We start from the raw sequence: 17,513 nt of genomic DNA, 5'->3' as shown, positions 1-17,513 counted from the left end.
GACACTACCTTGTGACGTTCTTCACACTACTTCTACCGAGCGATCGCTCGCAAGGTAGATGCGGAACCATTACAGGGAAGCAGGCACACAGTGGAGGACATGGCGCTCTCACCGGCGTGGGCCGGTGCCTATCCAGCCGGAGTCTCAACGAGGCTGGAAGTGGCGGCCCCTTCGCTGGTGGCGGCGTGGAAAGACCGCGTCCGGACCAACCCCGGCGGAACAGCAGTCGCCTACTTTGACGGCCGGATCAGCGCTGCGGAGCTCGACGGGCTTTCCGATGCCTTCGCGGCCGCGCTCGAAAACCGGGGGATCGGACACGGGGACCGGATTGGCATCCAGCTGCAGAACATTCCGCAGTACGTGATCGCCTTCCTGGCGCTGTGGAAACTGGGTGCCATCGCGGTGCTGATGAACCCCATGTACAAGGAACGCGAACTGCGGCACCTGATCGAAGACTCAGGCGCCCGGGGCATTCTCGCCGATGACACCCTCTACCAGGCAACGGCAGCGGCCGCCGCAGGAACCAGTGTCGAGTGGATCCTGACCACGTCCGGCCTGGAGTACCAGAGCCGCTGCGATCCCCGCATCTTCGGGCCAGCGGAACCGGTGCCGCCGTCCCCGGACGGAGACATGGCTGCCTTGATCGCCGAATTCACCGGCCGCGCCCCGGCACCGCTAACCATCACACAGGACGACGTCGCCCTGCTGGCCTATACCTCCGGAACCACGGGTGCGCCGAAGGGTGCGATGAATACCCACGGCAACATCCTCAACGTCGCGGCAACCTGCTCGGCCTGGATGGGGCTGGCTCCCGGGGACACAGTGCTTGCCGTCGCACCGCTGTTCCACATTACCGGCGCCGTGATCGACGCCGCTGCGCCGCTGCTCACGGACACCACGCTGGTTATGGTGAACCGAACCGACCCGGCCGTGGCGGTGGATGCCTTTGCCGAACACCGGGTCACCTGCACCACCGGTTCCATCACCGTCTTCAACGCCATCTACCAGCTCCCGGATGCCGGAGCGGAGCACTTCGCCTCCGCCAAAACCCTCTACTCCGGCGGTGCTCCCATCCCGCCCTCCACGGTTGAGTCCTTCCAGCAACGGTTCGGCGCCTATATCCACAACATCTTCGGCATGACCGAAACAACGTCTGCCGTCATCGGTGTTCCGCCGGGAGTGCAGGCACCGGTGGATCCGGCCAGCGGCAGCCTCTCCATCGGGCTTCCGCTGCCCAACGTCACTGCCCGCATCATCGACGCGGCCGGGAATCCGCTGCCGGCCGGGGAACAGGGAGAACTCGAACTCGCCGGACCGCAGATCGTCCCCGGGTACTGGAACAACCCCGAAGCAACCGCCCGAACCATGCCTGCCGGCCGGCTGCGCACCGGCGACGTGGCCACCATGGATGAGTCCGGCTGGGTGTACATCGTTGACCGGATGAAAGACCAGATCAACGTCTCCGGCTACAAGGTGTGGCCGCGCGAGGTGGAGGACGTGCTGTACGAACATCCGGCCGTCTACGAAGCCGCCGTCGTCGGGATGCCAGATGCATACCGGGGCGAAACCGTCGTCGCGTACGTGTCCCTGAAATCCGGTCAGGCGGCCACCGAAGAAGAACTGATCGCCTTCACCAGGGAACGCCTGGCCGCCTACAAATACCCGCGGTCCGTGCACGTGATCGATGACCTGCCCAAGACGCAGACCGGCAAGATCCGCCGCCGGGAACTGCGCGAGACCCCAAAGGAAGGATGATCCGTGGCAACTGACCGTGGGCTCCAAGGAAAACTCCAAGGAAAAACAGCAATCGTCACCGGCGCCAGCCGCGGGATCGGGCTCGCCATTGCCCGGGACCTCGTCTCCCAGGGCGCGCGGGTCTGCCTTACGGCCCGGCGCAGCGACGCGCTGAAGGAAGCCGCCGCACAGTTTCCGGACGGCAGCGCCATCGCCGTCGCCGGGGCGTCAGATGACCCGGTGCACCGTGCCGACGTACTGGACACCGTGGCCAAGGAGTTCGGCGGGCTGGACATCCTGGTCAACAACGCCGGCATCAACCCGGTCTTCGGACCGCTGGTGGAGATGGACCTTGAAGCGGCCCGGAAGATCTTCGAGGTCAACGTCCTGGGCACCCTCGCCTGGGTGCAGGACACCGTGGTGCACAGCGGGCTCGGATTCCGTGAACGCGGCGGAACAATCGTCAACCTGTCCTCAGTCTCCGGCGACACTCCCTCACCCGGAATCGGGCTCTACGGCATCAGCAAGGCAGCGGTCTCGCACCTGACCCGGTCCCTCGCCGTCGAACTTGGCCCGGAGATCCGCGTCAATGCCGTTTCGCCGGCGGTAGTGAAGACCCGCTTCTCGCGGGCCCTCTACGAAGGCAAGGAAGACGCCGTCACCAGCGCCTATCCGCTGGGCCGGCTGGGCACCCCCGAAGACGTCGCTTCTGCGGTGACCTACCTGGTCTCCCCGGACGCTTCCTGGGTCACCGGGCAGGTCCTGACGCTCGACGGCGGCCTGCTTGCAGCGGGAGGTACCGCCTGATGGGCGCGCCCGCCCACACTGCCCCCGGCCGCGAAGCCGTGGCGGACCTGCGCCGGCGTACACGTGCGTTTATCCGGGAGGTGGTGATGCCCGCCGAGCCGGTGCCGGGCCAGGCGCTGACCGAGTCCGAGCGTGCCCGCCTCCAGCAGGCAGCCAAGGACGCCGGCGTCTTCGCCCCGCACGTGCCCGTGGAGTACGGCGGCCAGGGGCTGCCGCTGCAGGACTGGCCGGAAATCTTCGAGGAGGCCGGCTACTCACCGATCGGCCCCACCGCCCTGAACTGCATGGCGCCGGATGAGGGCAACATGCACATGCTCGAGCTCATCGGCACGCCGGAACAAAAGCAGCAGTACCTGGCACCGCTGGCGGCCGGGGACGTCCGGTCCTGTTTCGGCATGACCGAACCGCACCCGGGCGCCGGGTCGGACCCGGACGCTCTGCAGACCACCGCCCGCCGGAACCGGGACGGCTGGCTGATCAACGGCCATAAGCGGTTCACCTCCGGTGCGATCGGCGCCGGGTTCTGCATTGTCATGGCCCGGACGGAGGCCGACGGCGATGCCCCCGCCGGTGCCACCATGTTCCTGGTGGACATGGACAACCCGGGCATCCGCGTGGGGGAGCACATCCACACGATCGACCGGACCATCGGCGGCGGCCACCCGCACGTGTACCTGGAGGACTGCGCGGTGCCGGACTCGGCGGTCCTCGGCGAAGTGGGGCTGGGCTTCAAATATGCCCAGGTGCGGCTCGGTCCGGCCCGGCTGACGCACTGCATGCGCTGGCTGGGACTGGCCAGGCGCTCGCTGGACATCGCGCTGGACCGCACCGGGAAACGGGAAATCTTCGGTTCAAGCATCAGCGAACTGGGACTGGCGCAGGAGCTCATAGCGCAGAGCGTGATCGACATCGAAACCTCGGCCGCGATCATCACCCGCACGGCGGACCTGCTGGCAGCGGATGCGAAGGCCGGCTCTGCCCTGTCCTCGGTGGCCAAGGTGCACTGCTCCGAAGCCGTGTACCGGGTGATTGACCGCTGCGTGCAGCTGTGCGGCGGGGACGGGGTTTCCGACGGGCTGCCGCTGGCCCAGTACCTCAACGAAGTGCGTCCCTTCCGGATCTACGACGGTTCGAATGAGACCCATAAGTGGGCCATCTCGCGGCGGGCTTCGGCCCGGCGGCGGCGGGAAGTGGAAGCCGGGGCGCCCTACCAGGGCGACGCCGTCGTCCGCGGGGAGCAGGAGCGGTGAGCCGGCTGCAGACCACTGCGGACGGGACTGAAGTTGTCTCCACCGGTTCTCAGGCTGCCGCACTCGAACGGCCGCCGCTGCTGGTGCTGGACGCCGTCGCCGGTTTCCTGGACGCGCACGGACTCGGCAGCGGGGACCTCGCCTGGGAACGCATCGGCGACGGGCAGTCCAACATCACCTACCGGATCATCCGCGGCGGCGAATCGTTCGTGCTGCGGCGAGGCCCGCGTCCGCCGCTTCCCCGGTCCACGCATGACATGGTGCGCGAAGCCAGGGTCCAGCAGCTGCTCGGCGCCGAAGGGATCCCGGTGCCGCAGATCCTGGCGGTCTGCAGCGACGAAACCCTGCTCGGAGTGCCGTTCTACGTCATGTCCTACCTGGACGGGCACGTGATTACCGGATCAGCCCCGGAGCACCTGGATACCCCGGAGCAGCGCGGAGACATCAGCCGCGCCGTCGTCGAAACCCTTGCCCGGCTGCACAGCGTGGACGTCACCGGCCCGGAGCTTTCCAGGCTGGGCCGGGCCGAGGGATACCTGGAACGGCAGGTCAGGCGCTTCGCCGGGCTCTGGGAGGCAAACACCCTGCGCGATGTGCCGCTCGTGGAGCAGGTCGCCCAGGAACTGGGGGCCAGTGTGCCGGCGTCCCAGCGCGCTTCGGTGGTGCACGGCGACTATCGGCTGGGGAACCTGATGTTCGGGCGGCAGCAGCCGGCAACGGTAACGGGGATCCTGGACTGGGAAATGGCAACCCTGGGCGATCCGCTGGCGGACCTTGGGTACCTCGCCGCCACCTACTCCGAACCCGGTGCCGAGTCCACCGTGATGGACCTGACCTCTGTCACCAAGCAGCCCGGCTACTGGAGCAGGGACCAGCTGGTGGCCGGATACGCGGACCGAACCGGACTCGATGTCAGCGCCCTGCCCTGGTACCAGGCACTGGCGCTGTGGAAATCCGCCATCTTCTGCGAAGCGATCTACACGCGGTACCTCAAGGGCGAACGCCCCGGGGACACCTTCGGACCCACCCTCGAAGAAGGTGTCCCGCTGCTGCTGGAATCAGCCGCCGAAACCCTGCGGAGGAGCTAGCCCCGTCCCCCCCCATCGAGATGACAGAAACTGCCCGTATCGGGCGTCAAATGGGCAGTTTCTGCCATGTCGATGGGACACCCCGATGCAACACTGGCAAAGGAGCCATCATGTCTGCACAGCCTTCGGCTGCCGTTCCGGCACGCCCGGCATCAGCCACCGCAGGTAAGAAGAAGTCCCTGCTGGCCACTACGGCCGGCAACATCCTGGAGTGGTACGAATGGAGCGCTTACGCGGTCTTCGCCCCGTTCATCGCCGCGGCGATGTTCAACCCGGATGACCCGGTCTCGGCGCTGCTTTCAACCCTCGCCGTCTTCGCCGTCGGCTTCCTCATGCGCCCGCTTGGCGGCATCGTCTTCGGCCGGGTCGCCGACCGCCGGGGCCGCAAATTTGTGCTGATCACCACCATGCTCATGATGGCCGGCGGCTCCCTGGTGATCGGGCTGATGCCCAGCTACGAGACGGTTGGCGTTTGGGCCTCGGTGATCCTGCTGGCCGCACGGATTGGCCAGGGCTTCGCGCACGGAGGTGAGTCGGCCACGGCCAACACCTACATCGCCGAAATCGCTCCGCACAACCGCCGCGGCATGTGGGGCAGCATCGTGTTCGTGGCGATCTTTGCCGGGTCAATCCTCGCGTACACCGTGGGCGGGTCCGTGACCGCTGTACTGGGGGAAAGCGCCGTGGCCGACTGGGGCTGGCGGATTCCGTTCATCCTGGGTGCCTTCCTGGCGCTCGCCGCACTGTACCTGCGCAAGGGCATGGTTGAAAGCGAAGTGTTCGACGACGCCGCTGCCGCGACCGCCGGTGCGTCCGCGCAGGAACCCCTGCCGCGCCGGCAGATTGTCCGGGCCGTGCTGCTGATGATCGCCATGACCTCGGGCATCACGGCCGCGCACTACACCTGGACTTCCTATGCGTCGACCTACGCGATCACCCAGCAGGACATGCCGGCGGCCTCGGCGTACTGGATGTCCGTCACCGCGCAGCTGATTGCCCTTGTTTCGCTGCCGTTCTGGGGGCGGCTCTCGGATTCAGTGGGCCGCCGTCCGCTGATGCTGGCCTTTGCAGGACTGATGATCCTGCTGCAGCTGCCGCTAATGGGCCTGATCAGCTCCGCTCCGTGGACCCTGCTGGCCGCGTCGTCACTGGCGCTCGTCGTCGTCGCTATTCCCGGAGCCCTGCTCTCGGCGACCCTGTCCGAGAACTTTCCCACCAAGGTGCGCACCCAGGGCATCGGGTTCGCCTACTCGGTTTCGGTGGCGGTCTTCGGCGGCACGGCTCCGTACCTGAACGCCCAGCTGATCGAGTGGAACGTGGGCTGGATGTCCAGCGTCTACATCATGATCCTCTGCGGCTGCACCGCCGTCGCAGTGTGGCTGATGCCCGAGACCAAGGGAATCGACCTCAAGGACGCGTAGCCCGCCGCCGATGCAACGCATCGAGATGACAGAAACTGCCCGTATGAGCGCTCATACGGGCAGTTTCTGTCATCTCGAAGGGGGAGAGGGGCAGCGGCTACTGCTCCAGCTTCATGGCCTTGCGCAGGGTGAGTGCGCCGCCGCCCTGCATCACGGCACGGCGGTAGATCTTCTCGCCGAACCGCAGCAGCGCATAGGCCGCAGCCAGGGCGAGCGCCAGGGAGAGGAAGGTTTCCCAGAGCGGAATCTCTCCGCTGAGCATCCGGACCGGCATGGCCACCGTGGAGATGACCGGGACGAAGGACGCCGCCACCAGCAGCTGTCCCTTGGCGAACAGGCCGGCGAACAGCGCAACGATAATCACCGTGAGCACCGGGCCGGAGCTGTTGTTCAGGTCCTCGGTGCGGGATGCCATGGAACCGATCATGGCCCACAGCGAGGCCAGGATGAGGAAGCCCACCAGGAAGAAGACCAGGAACCAGCCCGACGCCGGAATGATGGTGCTGACCGAGTCCGCCGTGCCGGTGAACGTCAGCGCCAGCAGGGCGGCGCCGGCGTACAGGGCCAGCTGGATCATGGCCAGGATGGTGTTGCCCGCAACCTTGCCGTAGAGCAGCTGGCGGATCGGAATGGCGGTGGCGAGGATTTCCACCACGCGGTTCTGCTTTTCCTCCAGGACTGAGGTAGCGATTGCCATGCCGAACACGATCGCGGCCATATAGAACAGGAAACCGAACACGAACCCGGTGAACTGGGCAACGAACTGGTTTTCAGCGTCGCCGTTCAGCAGGGCGGTCTTGAACTCGCTGCCTTCGAGCAGTGCTTCCGGGGTGGTGCCGGCGTTGGCGGCGTTGATTTCCAGGACCTCCGCCCGCAGTGCTTCAGCGATGCCCTGCTGCAGGCCGTTGGCGAGTTCCTCATTGCCGGTCAGCGTCCAGCCGTCGTATGCCACCAGGAGGGCGGCGTCGGCTTCTCCGGACCGGACCAGTTCCTCGGCAGCCTCCCGGCTGGAGGCTTCAACCGCCTCGAAACTGGTGTTGCCGCCGTCGGCCTGGCCGGTTTCATGTGCCGTCTCAACAACGGAAACGGCGTCCGCTCCGGTCACCGCAACGGTGTACTCCTCCGCCTTGCTGCTCATGTAGGCGTTGAAGACGACGACGCCGACGATCAGTACCAGCGTGACGAGGGTGGAGATGAGGTAGCTGCGGTCGCGGGCCTTGACCATGACCTCGCGGAGGGTGACGATCGCCCACGCCGGGGTGGGCCGGGATACGGTGCTCATGCTGCGGTGACCTCACGGTAGATTTCGCTCAGGGACGGACGGATCGGGGCGAATTCCTCCACGGAACCCCGGGTCAGGGCGGTGGCCAGCAGCCGCTGGCGCGCGTCGTCGTCGTCGAACTGGAGGATGGCCGTGGGGCCGGCGACGTCCAGGACCCGCACGCCCGGTTCGTCGCGCACCCAGCCGGCGTCCGGGGAAATGGTGAGACGGTGCCGGTTGACGGCCTTGGCACGGAGGTCATCCCCGGTGCCGGAGGCGATCACCTTGCCCTGCTGCAGCACCACCATGTTGTCGCAGAGCCGGTCCACGAGGTCCAGCTGGTGGCTGGAGAAGAGCACCGGAACTCCGGCGGAAGTGCGTTCGCGCAGCAGTTCCACCATCGAATCCACGGCGACCGGGTCCAGGCCGGAGAACGGTTCATCCAGGATCAGCACGGAAGGCTCGTGCAGCAGCGACGCCGCGATCTGCACCCGCTGCTGGTTGCCCAGGGAGAGGGACTCCAGCTTGTCCTTGGTGCGGCCGCCCAGGCCAAAGCGTTCAAGCAGCTCGGTGGCGCCCTTCCGCGCATCGGTGGAGCTCATCCGATGCAGCTGGCCCAGGTACACCAGCTGGTCCAGGATCGGCTGCTTGGGGTAGAGGCCGCGTTCCTCGGGCATGTAGCCAAAGCTGGAGCGTGCCTCGGCATCCAGCGGAGCGCCGTCGAGCAGGATTTCACCGGACGTGGTGCTGAGCACGCCCATGATCATGCGCATGGTGGTGGTCTTGCCGGCACCGTTGGCACCGACAAAGCCGGTCATTTGACCTGAAGGGATGTCAAAGGTCACCGAGTCGACGGCGGTCTTGTCACCGAACCTTCGGGTGAGATTGCGGACCTGCAGCATGGGGGTACTGCTCCTTTTCCCGGCGAGCCGGACAGTTGATCGAAAGTAACTGCCTCCAGCCTAGGGAAGGGAGTACGACGCCGGATCGGCCGTTCGGCGGAAGCCGCAGCTTACGCTTCGCGTCCGGCCTCACCCGGAAGAATGAGTCCGGATTCGTAGGCGAACACCACGGCCTGCACCCGGTCCCGTACCTGGACCTTGCCCAGCAGATTGGAAACGTGTGTCTTGACGGTGGCTTCCGCCACGAACATGCGGGATGCAATTTCGGCGTTGCTCAGCCCGGCCGCCACCAGCTCCAGCACCTCCCGCTCGCGCGCGGTCAGCGAAGCGAGAAGCCGCTGCTGGGCCGGGTTGGCCTGCGGCTCGACGGCGGCGGGACCCTCGGGGGCCGCGGCGGTGTTGCGCTCGGCCTCCAGCTGGCGGGCGAACCGCTCGATCACCCGCACGGTCACTTCGGGGGCAAGCAGTGCGTGTCCGCAGGCGACGGCATGGACTGCGCCAACCAGGTCATCGGGATCCGCGTTCTTGAGCAGGAACCCGCTGGCTCCGGCCTGGATGGCGTCAAAGAGGTAGTCGTCGCGTTCGAAGGTGGTCAGGATGATGACCTTGGCACGGTCAGCGGCCACGATCTGTTCGGTGGCGCGGATGCCGTCCAGCACGGGCATCTGCACGTCCATCAGGATGACGTCCACATCATGGGACGCCGCGAAGTCCACCGCCTCCTGGCCGTTGGCGACTTCCCCCACCACCTCGATCTCATCCTCGACGGAGAGCATCATGGCGAAGCCGGCGCGCACGAGCGCCTGGTCGTCAGCAAGCAGAACACGGATCGGTTCCATAAGTCCTCGAAAAAATCCCGGCCGGCCCGGTGCCGTCCGCCGGAATCACCCTATCGGCTAGGCCGCCGGGCGGGGCAAACCGGATGTCAGCGCAGCGTAAAGCGGACCCGCACCCGCCAGCCGCCGCCGTCGCGCGGGCCAATGTCCGTGATGCCGCCGTGCAGGGCAGCCCGTTCACTGATGCCGCGCAGGCCGTAACCGGTGCCGCCGGTGCCCTGGCGCGGACGGCCGTCGTCGACCGTCTCGACTTCCACCCAGCGCAGGGGCGGTGTATCCGGACCCGCCGGTGTGCTGCCGCTTCGCAGGGCGACGACGGCGCTTCCGGCCGTGGAGTGGCGCCGGATGTTCGCCAGCGATTCCTGGATAGTCCGGTAGACGGAGAGCGCGAGCGGCGCCGAGAGGTTTTCCAGCACGCCCGGTTCGTGTTCGGCGCGGTGGAACTTCACGTCCAGGCCGTTGGAGCGGTAGTCCGCCAGGAGCTGCGGAATCTCCTCCAGCCCGGGCTCCGGCTCGCGCTGGGCAGGACCGTCCGTCTCGGCATCCGAGGAGCGCAGGACACCGAGCAGGGAGCGCATCTCAGCGACGGCATCGCGGCTGGAAGATTCGATGGTCTGCAGGGCCCCGGCCGCGGCATCCGGCCTCTTTTCCAGGACCCGGCGGGCAGCACCGGCCTGGATGCCGATTACCGAGATGTGGTGCGCAACGACGTCGTGCAGTTCCCGCGCGATGCGCAGGCGTTCCTCGATGACGGCCTTGCGGGCCAGGTCAGCAGCCTGGGCCTCAAGCTGGACGGCCTGGTCCGCGAGCTGTTCGCGCTGGTGGGCGCTGCGCCAGGAGTTCCAGCCGAACATGATGGCGCCGCCAAAGTAGGCGGCATTGAGCATGAAGGAGTAGAGCACGTAGGAAGTCAGCGGTGCGAAGAGTCCTACCGGGTCATTGGAGCTCATGTTGAAGGTCTGCAGGATTTCGTCGTAGCTGCTGGACAGCGTGAAACCAACGATGATCCACAGGAACATGGCGGCGACCACCACAGTGACGGAGAGCCACAGGGCCCGTCGGTTCCGTGCCCATGCCACGGCGCTGTACAGGGACGTGAAGTAGGCGGCCTGGAATCCAATGGTCTGGCTGATTGGCGGCATGGTGATGCCCACAATGACGAACGTTGCGGAACTGAGCAGCATCACGACAATCGGGAACCGGCGCCGGAAGACCAGGAAGACGAAAATGGACGACTGCACCAGGTGCTGGACCCAGCGGTTGCCGATGTCGCCGTCGCCGAAGGCGAATCCGCGCATGAATTCAAGCATTACCGCGCTGAGTAACAGCGCTATGCCGACGCCGATAATGTCGCGGCGGTACCCCTCCGGCCCGGGGGCCGGGCGTTCCCAGTCATCCTCGGCATGCCAGGGCAGGCTGAGCCGGAACGTGCGGATCCGTCCGGCCAGGCCGCGGAGCGACTCTGCGGACACCGCCGGCTTCTTCCCCGGCACAGCTGGACCGCCGGTGTCCGTGCCGGACGGCTGGGTTTCAATCATGCCCAACAGTCTAAATCCGGGAACCCGGCAGCGGATCCGCCTTGCGGCTGAGGCAGGCCTGCCGGCGCATTGCTCCCCGCGGACCTGGAAAGCCACTGTGACAAGTGCGTTTGTCCGTCCGGGGTGGTTTACTTCCACGCAGGGCAGGAGGACTCCGCCCGCTGTGCCGGACCAACCGTAAGGACGAGGATGTTTGCTGCTGAGGGCCAGGACCTGCTGCCGGAGCTGGTGGCTTTGCGCCGGGATATCCACCGCGAACCCGAGGTGGGCCTGCACCTGCCGCTGACCCAGCAGAAGATCCTGGACGCGCTGGACGGACTGGGGCTGGAAATCACCACGGGCAAGTCACTGAGCTCCGTGACCGCAGTGCTGCGCGGCGGTGAGGACGGCCCCTCGGTGCTGCTCCGCGGAGACATGGACGCGCTGCCGGTGGAGGAACTCACGGACCTTGAGTACGCCTCGACCAACGGAGCGATGCACGCCTGCGGCCACGACCTCCACGTTGCCGGCCTGGTTGGTGCAGCGCGGCTGCTCGCGGCGCAGCAGCGGGACATCTCCGGGAACGTCATTTTTATGTTCCAGCCCGGCGAAGAGGGCGACGGCGGTGCCGGGCTGATGATCGAGGAAGGCGTCCTTGAGGCGGCCGGCGAAAAGCCGGTTGCCGCGTACGGCGTGCACGTGCGGCCCGGCCCGCTGGGTCTGTTCAGGACCAAGCCCGGAACCCTGATGGCCGGAGCCAACGAGCTGCGGATTACGGTTCACGGTTCCGGCGGCCACGGTTCCCAGCCGCACAACGCCCTTGACCCGGTGCCGGCCCTGGTTGAAATCGCCGGTGCGCTCCAGGTGATGGCTACCCGCAAGTTCTCGGTCTTTGATCCGATCGTCCTGACCATCACCCAGCTCGAAGCCGGCCGAGCGATCAACGTCATTCCTGACTCAGCCCGGCTCGGCGCGAGCGTCCGCACGCTGTCCGCGGAATCAGTGGACCGGCTCATCGTGGAGACCAAGGCGCTCGCGGACGGGATAGCCGCGGCCCACGGCTGTACCGCGGAAGTCAGCTTCGAAATCCTCTACCCGATGACTGAGAATGACCCTTCGCGGACTTTCGAGGCGATGCGTGAGCTCCGGGAAATGTTCGGTGAGGAGCGGGTTCTCCAGTCCCGCGATCCACTGATGGGCTCCGAGGATTTCTCCCTGGTGCTGCAGAAGATTCCCGGAACCTTCCTGTTCCTGGGCGCCACTCCGCCGGACGTGGATCCGGACACCGCCGCGTGGAACCACTCCCCGCGGGTGCTTTTCGACGATTCGGTGCTGGCGGACCAGGCCGCGGCGCTGGCCCAGCTCGCCTTCAACCGGCTCACGTAGCTCTTCCGGGACAAGAAGGTGAGGGCGCGGCCTGCCGGGACGAGGCCCCGGCAGACGATAGCCTCGTGGACATGTCTCCTGCCGCTCCTGCTGTCTCGTATCTGGCCACCGTCTCCGTTGAAGTGGGCAAACCCATTGAGGTTGGGCAAACCGCAGCCGGCCTGCGGCGCATCATTCCCATCCTCGGAGGAAAGGTGGACGGCCCCGCGCTGCGGGGCACTGTCCTGCCTGCCGGCGCGGATTTCCAGTTGCTCCGCACCTCCACCCTGACGGAACTGGAAGCCAAGTACGCCATCGAAACGGATAAAGGCGAGCGGCTCTACGTGAACAATTTCGGGCTGCGATCGGGCAGTGAGGAGGATATTGCTGCCCTCCTGCGCGGCGAGCCGGTGGACCCGGAACGGATCTATTTCCGCTGCACCCCGAAAATCGAAGCGCCCGACGGCGGCAGCTGGGCCTGGCTCACCAGCCGCATCCTGATCGGCACCGGTGTCCGGCTCCCCAACGAAGTCCGGCTGGAAATCTTTACCGTGGACTAGGAAGGCCCCCTGGGTACTAATCCCTGGCCTACAAATATCCTTCCGCGGGTACTATGCGGGACAGGAGAGCGTGCCGACTTTCGCAACTTGTAGGGGGACTTTATGAAACTGCCTGAAATTCTCGATGATGGTTCAGTCGACCAGGCTTCGCAGCTGCTCCGGGATTACTATCTAGCACCTTCGAAGGCCACGGGGGATGTCCGCACCGGCGCCCGATACGACGACTGGGCCGGAGGCGGAGACTCACCGGAGACGCGTGACTCCATTACTGGTGACGACGTCATTGCCGCATTGTTTTTGTCGATTCCATTCCCGGGCCGTGCTGCGATAGGGATCTTGGAAACCCACGCAGAGAAAGTGACTCAGCTGCTGCGGGGAATTCCTTCCGACGTGGAGCTAAGCGACTTGAACGGTGACCAGTTCGAATCCGTTCTGGGACCGGACAGCGCATCATGGCACCTCTGGGATCTACTACGCGGAAAACCCGACCGGAAGTGGGGAGTGGGCCCGACTACGGCCAGCAAACTCATGGCTCGTAAAAGACCGCATCTCATCCCTATCTGGGATTCGGTGATCAAGAGCCAGACTGGACTCAATAGCTCGCTGACTCAGTGGCGGGAGTGGCACACGGCGTTGACAGCGGACGGAGGCAAGCTTGCTTCCCGACTAAATGAAATCCAGGAGCACGCGCAGCTCTCCGCGCCAATTTCACGCCTGCGTGTCATGGACGTCGTGCTTTGGATGAATGGAACCGACCGCGGACGGAACGTCTCCGCTCCCGTGGAAGCAGACGACGCATAGCGCGTTTCACCTGGAGTCCCCAAACCGGACGAAACATTAGGTGTGGCCGGACCATCCCAGTAACGTGAGTGGGCAATTTCGTTTCGTGTCCCGTGACACAGCTCTACAGAAAGGGGGGTGTCGGCGTGTCCGCAGCAGAAACCGGAACCGAACCCTCACTCAAAAAGGTCCTGGGCCGCATCGACGTTCTGGCACTTGGATTTGGCGCCATGATCGGCTTCGGCTGGGTTGTGCTGACGGGGGACTGGCTGTCCAATGCCGGCACCGGAGGCGCGATCCTCGCCATGCTCACCGGCGGCGTCATCATGGCGATCGTGGGCCTGACCTACGCCGAACTGTGCGCCGCAATGCCAAAGGCCGGCGGCGAGCACAACTACATCCTGCGGGCGATGGGTCCGCGTACGTCCTTCATCGGTTCCTGGGCAATCATCGGCGGCTACGTCACCATCGTTGCGTTCGAAGCCGTGGCCCTGCCGCGGACGGTGCAGTACATCTTCCCGGACCTCAGCCAGATTCCGCTCTGGACGGTGGCGGGATTCGAAGTGCACCTGACGTGGGCGCTGGTAGGGGCCATTGCCGCCGTCGTTATCACCTGGATCAACGTCCGCGGCGTGAAGGAAGCCGGCATTGTGCAGACCTTCGTGGTCCTGTTCCTGCTGGCCATTGGGCTGATCATGATCTTCGGTTCCTTCTCCGGCGGCGCCGCCGCCAACATGGATCCCTGGTTCACCGGCGGGATGACCGGATTCTTCGCGGTCCTCGTGGTGGTCCCGTTCCTCTTCATCGGCTTCGACGTCATTCCGCAGTCCGCAGAGGAAGTGAACATCCCTGCCCGGCAGATCGGCCGGCTGGTTGTCATCTCAGTCATCCTGGCAACCATCTGGTACGTGATGGTCATCCTCACCACGTCATCCGCCATGCCTGCGTCGGAGCTGGCCGGTGCGGATATCGCCACTGCAGACGCCGTCGGTGCGATGTTCGGTTCCGACTTCATGGCCAAGGTCCTCATTGCGGGCGGCATCGCCGGCATCCTGACTTCCTGGAACTCGCTGCTCATGGGTGCGTCCCGACTGATGTTCTCCCTGGCCCGCTCCGGCATGCTCCCGGCCTGGTTCGGCCGGCTGCACCCGAAGTACCACACCCCGCACAACGCGCTGCTGTTCATCGGCGGACTCAGTGTTTTGGCGCCGTTCGGCGGAGCTGAAATGCTCGGCTGGCTGGTGGACTCCGGCGCGCCCAGCATCGTGCTGGCCTACACCCTGGTAGCCGTGTCCTTCCTGATCCTGCGCCGCCGTGAACCGGGAATGGACCGGCCGCTCCGCGTAGGCGGCAAGGGCAAGGGCGGCATCGCCATCGGCATCGCCGCAGCCATCCTGGGAACCGCACTGTTCAGCCTCTACATGCCGGGCATGCCTGCCGCGCTGGGAATCGAACCGTGGCTGCTGTTCGGCGCATGGTGGGTCATTGGGCTCATCTTCTTCTTCCGGGTTCCGGGCGGCATCAAGGCCGGACCTGACGCGGAGGAGCATGTGCTCGCCAAGCTCCGGGCCAGGGCTGGTGCACGCTCCTAGGGCACTGCAACACAACGACGGGCACCTCAACACGACGACGGCGGCGGCTTCCCCGGCGGGGACGCCGCCGCCGCGCGTCTGGCTTGAGAATCAGCCCAGGCGCCGCAGGGCATCCGCCCGGTGGACCGCGTGCAGTGCGGTGGCGTCACTGCGCACCTTGTACTGCGGGTCATCTTCCGAGCACACCCGGCGCCGGCCCATGAACTCGAAGTCTGCGGTGTGTACTTCGGTCACTTCCCCCGTGACGGCTCCCGTGCGCGAGTTCCACCGCACCCTGTCGCCCACGTTGAATTCCTCGCTCATGAGCAGAGTTCTACACCCAGGCTGCCTCTCCTGTAACGAGTAGTTGCACGCATTCACGCTCACTGTGCCGAAACACAGCGGCGGGGTGGCGCGCAGCTATGTTACTCATGGGTAATATGACGGCATGCACCTGATCTTCCGCACCCTGCTGCTGCTCCTGACCGCGCGCCGCCGCCGGCCCTCACTCGACCTGTTCGAGACGTCCTCCCTGCCCATGCGTGTCCTGCCCACGGACCTCGACTTCGCGAACCACGTCAACAACGGCATGTACCTCTCGCTGATGGATCTGGGCCGGTTCGATCTGATGATCCGCAGCGGGTTCTGGAAGCTGATGCGCCGCAAGGGCTGGGGCCCGGTGATCAGCAACGAGACCATCAGCTTCCGCAAGTCGCTCGAACCCTGGCAGCGCTACAGCATTGAAACGAAGATCATAGGTTTCGATGAGCGCGCCATCTACTTCGAACAGCGCATGGTGGTGGACGGCGAAATCTACGCCAGCGCGTTCATCGCCACCCGGATGCTCTCCAAGAACGGGCCCGTCAGCAACGAGGAAATCTTTGAGGCGGTGGGCCGCCGCCCGCCCGAAGACCTGGTGCTGCCTGAGTGGATTGCTGACTGGCGGGCCAACGTGGCGCTGCCCGGTACACGCCGTCCGGCTCCGCACGCCTGGGCTGCCTGATCCTCTCTTGACTCAGGTTCGGCACTGGCCGAGCCTGAGAATAGCCGCATCTGCGGCATTCGGGTTCTGGAGTCCGGAGGTGCCGGCCATGCGGCTTACCGTAAACACACTGCTGAGCATGGACGGCGTGATGCAGGGGCCCGGTGGTGCGGATGAGGACCCGTCCAATGGGTTCGACCGGGGCGGCTGGCTGGTGCCGCTGGCAGGCGAAGAAATGGACCAGATCGTCTCCGGATGGTTTCGGCAGGCGGATGCGCTGCTGCTCGGCAGGACCACGTATGAGATCCTGCAGCCCTACTGGGAGATGGTCACGGATCCGTGCGATGAGGTAGCCGATTCCCTGAACCACCTGCCTAAGTACCTGGTCTCCAGCACCCTCGCGGAACCGAGCTGGCACAACACCAGGGTGCTCGACGGCGACCCGGTTGAAGCCGTCGCCAGGATCAAGAAGCATGAACGGGGCGAACTGCAGATGCACGGCAGCCATCAGCTGGCCCAGTCGCTCTACGAAGCCGGCCTGGTGGACGAGTACCGGCTGCTCATCTTTCCCGTGGTGGTGGGTGCCGGCAAGCGGCTGTTCCAGGACTCCGTGCCGCCGTCGTCCTTCATCGTGGCGGGAACGCACGTCACCAAGTCAGGCCTGGTGGCACTGTCCCTCCTCCCGCGGCCGTTTCGCGCGGCCTTCTAACCCCCCTGACCCATACCTCTAGGCTCCGCGCTGGGCCAACAGTACGTTGTCATGGACAACGGCTTCCTGGCCTTCGGGGCCCTGGACTGTCCGCGGAATCGCCTCAGCGGTCTCGATGATCCAGCCCGCAGCCACCAGGCCAAGCTCCTCCGCCAGTTCCCCTGCGGTGGGCAGTGCGGGATCGGGCGCCGGGTGGCGGCCCCACGGCGGGAAGTCCTGGTGCCCGACGACGAGGAGCCGGCCGCGCGGCGCCACGGCGGCGACCGCGCGCAGCAGAATGGCGTTGCGCGGAAGTTCGGTGGGGGAGTGCAGGTACTGTGCACAGACCAGGTCATAGCCGGGGCAGGTCCCGGGATCCGTGGCGGACCACTCCGCCAGGTCTGCTTCGAGGAGCGTGACCAGGTTATCCACCCCGGCGTCGCGCGCATGTGCGGCTGCCCGTTCAAGGGCCACCGCGGAGATGTCCATGCCCGTCACTTCCCAGCCCTTTTTCGCCAGCCAGACGGCGTCTGCCCCTTCTCCGCAGCCGAGCTCGAGTGCGGTGCCCGGATTCAGTCCTTCGACCTCACGGACCAGCAGGGCGTTGGGGTTCCCGCTCCACACCTGGGTGCGTTCGCGGTAGAACCCGTCCCAGAATTCATGGGGCCGGGCCGGGGGCTCCGATTCCTGCGGATCATGCTGGTGCGTGGGGTTTTCCTGCATGGTTGAACTCTAGTTCCGCGGCCCGGCG

At 65.9% G+C, this 17,513-nt stretch carries 17 protein-coding genes; 11 read left to right on the top strand and 6 right to left on the bottom strand.

Annotation, left to right across the window (positions count from 1 at the left end; genetic code table 11):
- Positions 1-99: 99 nt before the first annotated feature.
- The 5 genes from GD628_RS04050 to GD628_RS04030 all read left to right on the top strand — a co-directional run bounded on the left by GD628_RS04050 (position 100) and on the right by GD628_RS04030 (position 6,300).
- Complete coding sequence (locus GD628_RS04050) at positions 100-1,755, top strand: class I adenylate-forming enzyme family protein (protein WP_152273883.1); 1,656 nt, start codon at positions 100-102, stop codon at positions 1,753-1,755.
- Positions 1,756-1,758: 3 nt separating this feature from the next.
- On the top strand, positions 1,759-2,541 hold the full coding sequence (locus GD628_RS04045) for an SDR family oxidoreductase (RefSeq protein ID WP_152273882.1): 783 nt from the start codon (positions 1,759-1,761) through the stop codon (positions 2,539-2,541).
- Positions 2,541-3,791 carry an acyl-CoA dehydrogenase family protein gene (locus tag GD628_RS04040; protein WP_152273881.1) on the top strand — a complete coding sequence of 417 codons (1,251 nt, stop codon included), beginning with the start codon at positions 2,541-2,543 and terminating at the stop codon, positions 3,789-3,791. The genes GD628_RS04045 and GD628_RS04040 overlap by 1 nt, the downstream gene beginning before the upstream one ends.
- Positions 3,788-4,879: a phosphotransferase family protein gene (locus tag GD628_RS04035; RefSeq protein ID WP_226802327.1), complete on the top strand. Its 1,092-nt coding sequence runs from the start codon at positions 3,788-3,790 to the stop codon at positions 4,877-4,879. The genes GD628_RS04040 and GD628_RS04035 overlap by 4 nt, the downstream gene beginning before the upstream one ends.
- Positions 4,880-4,989: 110 nt before the next feature.
- Entirely contained in the window at positions 4,990-6,300 is a 1,311-nt protein-coding gene (locus GD628_RS04030) for an MFS transporter (RefSeq protein ID WP_152273880.1), read from the top strand.
- Positions 6,301-6,397: 97 nt separating this feature from the next.
- Here the strand turns inward: GD628_RS04030 and GD628_RS04025 are convergent, their stop codons facing one another.
- The 4 genes from GD628_RS04025 to GD628_RS04010 form a co-directional block, all read right to left on the bottom strand.
- Positions 6,398-7,582: an ABC transporter permease gene (locus tag GD628_RS04025; protein ID WP_091601632.1), complete on the bottom strand. Its 1,185-nt coding sequence runs from the start codon at positions 7,580-7,582 to the stop codon at positions 6,398-6,400.
- Positions 7,579-8,463 carry an ABC transporter ATP-binding protein gene (locus GD628_RS04020; protein ID WP_152273879.1) on the bottom strand — a complete coding sequence of 295 codons (885 nt, stop codon included), beginning with the start codon at positions 8,461-8,463 and terminating at the stop codon, positions 7,579-7,581. The genes GD628_RS04025 and GD628_RS04020 overlap by 4 nt, the downstream gene beginning before the upstream one ends.
- Before the next feature lie 110 nt (positions 8,464-8,573).
- Positions 8,574-9,302 carry a response regulator gene (locus GD628_RS04015; RefSeq protein WP_152273878.1) on the bottom strand — a complete coding sequence of 243 codons (729 nt, stop codon included), beginning with the start codon at positions 9,300-9,302 and terminating at the stop codon, positions 8,574-8,576.
- Positions 9,303-9,388: 86 nt separating this feature from the next.
- Entirely contained in the window at positions 9,389-10,837 is a 1,449-nt protein-coding gene (locus GD628_RS04010) for a sensor histidine kinase (RefSeq protein ID WP_152273877.1), read from the bottom strand.
- 189 nt (positions 10,838-11,026) lie between these two features.
- Here GD628_RS04010 and GD628_RS04005 point away from each other — a divergent pair, with 189 nt between their 5' ends.
- The 4 genes from GD628_RS04005 (at position 11,027) to GD628_RS03990 (ending at position 15,113) form a co-directional block, all read left to right on the top strand.
- On the top strand, positions 11,027-12,202 hold the full coding sequence (locus GD628_RS04005; RefSeq protein ID WP_152273876.1) for a M20 metallopeptidase family protein: 1,176 nt from the start codon (positions 11,027-11,029) through the stop codon (positions 12,200-12,202).
- A gap of 71 nt (positions 12,203-12,273) precedes the next feature.
- Positions 12,274-12,741, top strand: coding sequence for a DUF3237 domain-containing protein (locus GD628_RS04000; protein WP_152273875.1), 468 nt, complete (start codon positions 12,274-12,276; stop codon positions 12,739-12,741).
- A gap of 102 nt (positions 12,742-12,843) precedes the next feature.
- On the top strand, positions 12,844-13,542 hold the full coding sequence (locus tag GD628_RS03995; RefSeq protein ID WP_152273874.1) for a DUF6308 family protein: 699 nt from the start codon (positions 12,844-12,846) through the stop codon (positions 13,540-13,542).
- A gap of 125 nt (positions 13,543-13,667) precedes the next feature.
- Positions 13,668-15,113 carry an APC family permease gene (locus GD628_RS03990; protein WP_226802326.1) on the top strand — a complete coding sequence of 482 codons (1,446 nt, stop codon included), beginning with the start codon at positions 13,668-13,670 and terminating at the stop codon, positions 15,111-15,113.
- Positions 15,114-15,203: 90 nt separating this feature from the next.
- Here GD628_RS03990 and GD628_RS03985 read toward each other — a convergent pair whose 3' ends face one another.
- The gene (locus GD628_RS03985; protein WP_091601648.1) at positions 15,204-15,416 is read right to left on the bottom strand and encodes a hypervirulence associated TUDOR domain-containing protein; all 213 of its coding nucleotides are present in this window, start codon (positions 15,414-15,416) and stop codon (positions 15,204-15,206) included.
- Between the two features lie 124 nt (positions 15,417-15,540).
- On the opposite strand from GD628_RS03985, the gene GD628_RS03980 reads away from it, so the two are divergent.
- Together GD628_RS03980 and GD628_RS03975 are read left to right on the top strand one after the other, a co-directional pair.
- A complete protein-coding gene (locus GD628_RS03980; protein WP_152273873.1) occupies positions 15,541-16,095 on the top strand; it encodes an acyl-CoA thioesterase in 555 nt (184 codons plus the stop codon).
- 88 nt (positions 16,096-16,183) lie between these two features.
- On the top strand, positions 16,184-16,783 hold the full coding sequence (locus tag GD628_RS03975) for a dihydrofolate reductase family protein (protein ID WP_152273872.1): 600 nt from the start codon (positions 16,184-16,186) through the stop codon (positions 16,781-16,783).
- A gap of 18 nt (positions 16,784-16,801) precedes the next feature.
- On the opposite strand, the gene GD628_RS03970 is transcribed toward GD628_RS03975, so the two are convergent.
- Positions 16,802-17,485 carry a class I SAM-dependent methyltransferase gene (locus tag GD628_RS03970; RefSeq protein WP_091601656.1) on the bottom strand — a complete coding sequence of 228 codons (684 nt, stop codon included), beginning with the start codon at positions 17,483-17,485 and terminating at the stop codon, positions 16,802-16,804.
- Positions 17,486-17,513: the final 28 nt, after the last annotated feature.

Source organism: Arthrobacter koreensis (genome assembly GCF_009193255.1).
GTDB lineage: Bacteria > Actinomycetota > Actinomycetes > Actinomycetales > Micrococcaceae > Arthrobacter_B > Arthrobacter_B koreensis.
The sequence above is the reverse complement of the archived record's forward strand: the minus strand, read 5'-3'. Positions and strand labels throughout refer to the sequence as shown.

What these genes read in the sequence shown, in the direction of transcription:
- GD628_RS03985 (WP_091601648.1), bottom strand. Translation starts at nt 15,416, where the DNA reads ATGAGCGAGGAATTCAACGTGGGCGACAGGGTGCGGTGGAACTCGCGC.
- GD628_RS04005 (WP_152273876.1), top strand. Translation starts at nt 11,027, where the DNA reads ATGTTTGCTGCTGAGGGCCAGGACCTGCTGCCGGAGCTGGTGGCTTTG.
- GD628_RS03995 (WP_152273874.1), top strand. Translation starts at nt 12,844, where the DNA reads ATGAAACTGCCTGAAATTCTCGATGATGGTTCAGTCGACCAGGCTTCG.
- GD628_RS04040 (WP_152273881.1), top strand. Translation starts at nt 2,541, where the DNA reads ATGGGCGCGCCCGCCCACACTGCCCCCGGCCGCGAAGCCGTGGCGGAC.
- GD628_RS04000 (WP_152273875.1), top strand. Translation starts at nt 12,274, where the DNA reads ATGTCTCCTGCCGCTCCTGCTGTCTCGTATCTGGCCACCGTCTCCGTT.
- GD628_RS04025 (WP_091601632.1), bottom strand. Translation starts at nt 7,582, where the DNA reads ATGAGCACCGTATCCCGGCCCACCCCGGCGTGGGCGATCGTCACCCTC.
- GD628_RS04015 (WP_152273878.1), bottom strand. Translation starts at nt 9,302, where the DNA reads ATGGAACCGATCCGTGTTCTGCTTGCTGACGACCAGGCGCTCGTGCGC.
- GD628_RS03980 (WP_152273873.1), top strand. Translation starts at nt 15,541, where the DNA reads ATGCACCTGATCTTCCGCACCCTGCTGCTGCTCCTGACCGCGCGCCGC.
- GD628_RS03975 (WP_152273872.1), top strand. Translation starts at nt 16,184, where the DNA reads ATGCGGCTTACCGTAAACACACTGCTGAGCATGGACGGCGTGATGCAG.
- GD628_RS03970 (WP_091601656.1), bottom strand. Translation starts at nt 17,485, where the DNA reads ATGCAGGAAAACCCCACGCACCAGCATGATCCGCAGGAATCGGAGCCC.
- GD628_RS04050 (WP_152273883.1), top strand. Translation starts at nt 100, where the DNA reads ATGGCGCTCTCACCGGCGTGGGCCGGTGCCTATCCAGCCGGAGTCTCA.
- GD628_RS04010 (WP_152273877.1), bottom strand. Translation starts at nt 10,837, where the DNA reads ATGATTGAAACCCAGCCGTCCGGCACGGACACCGGCGGTCCAGCTGTG.
- GD628_RS04020 (WP_152273879.1), bottom strand. Translation starts at nt 8,463, where the DNA reads ATGCTGCAGGTCCGCAATCTCACCCGAAGGTTCGGTGACAAGACCGCC.
- GD628_RS04030 (WP_152273880.1), top strand. Translation starts at nt 4,990, where the DNA reads ATGTCTGCACAGCCTTCGGCTGCCGTTCCGGCACGCCCGGCATCAGCC.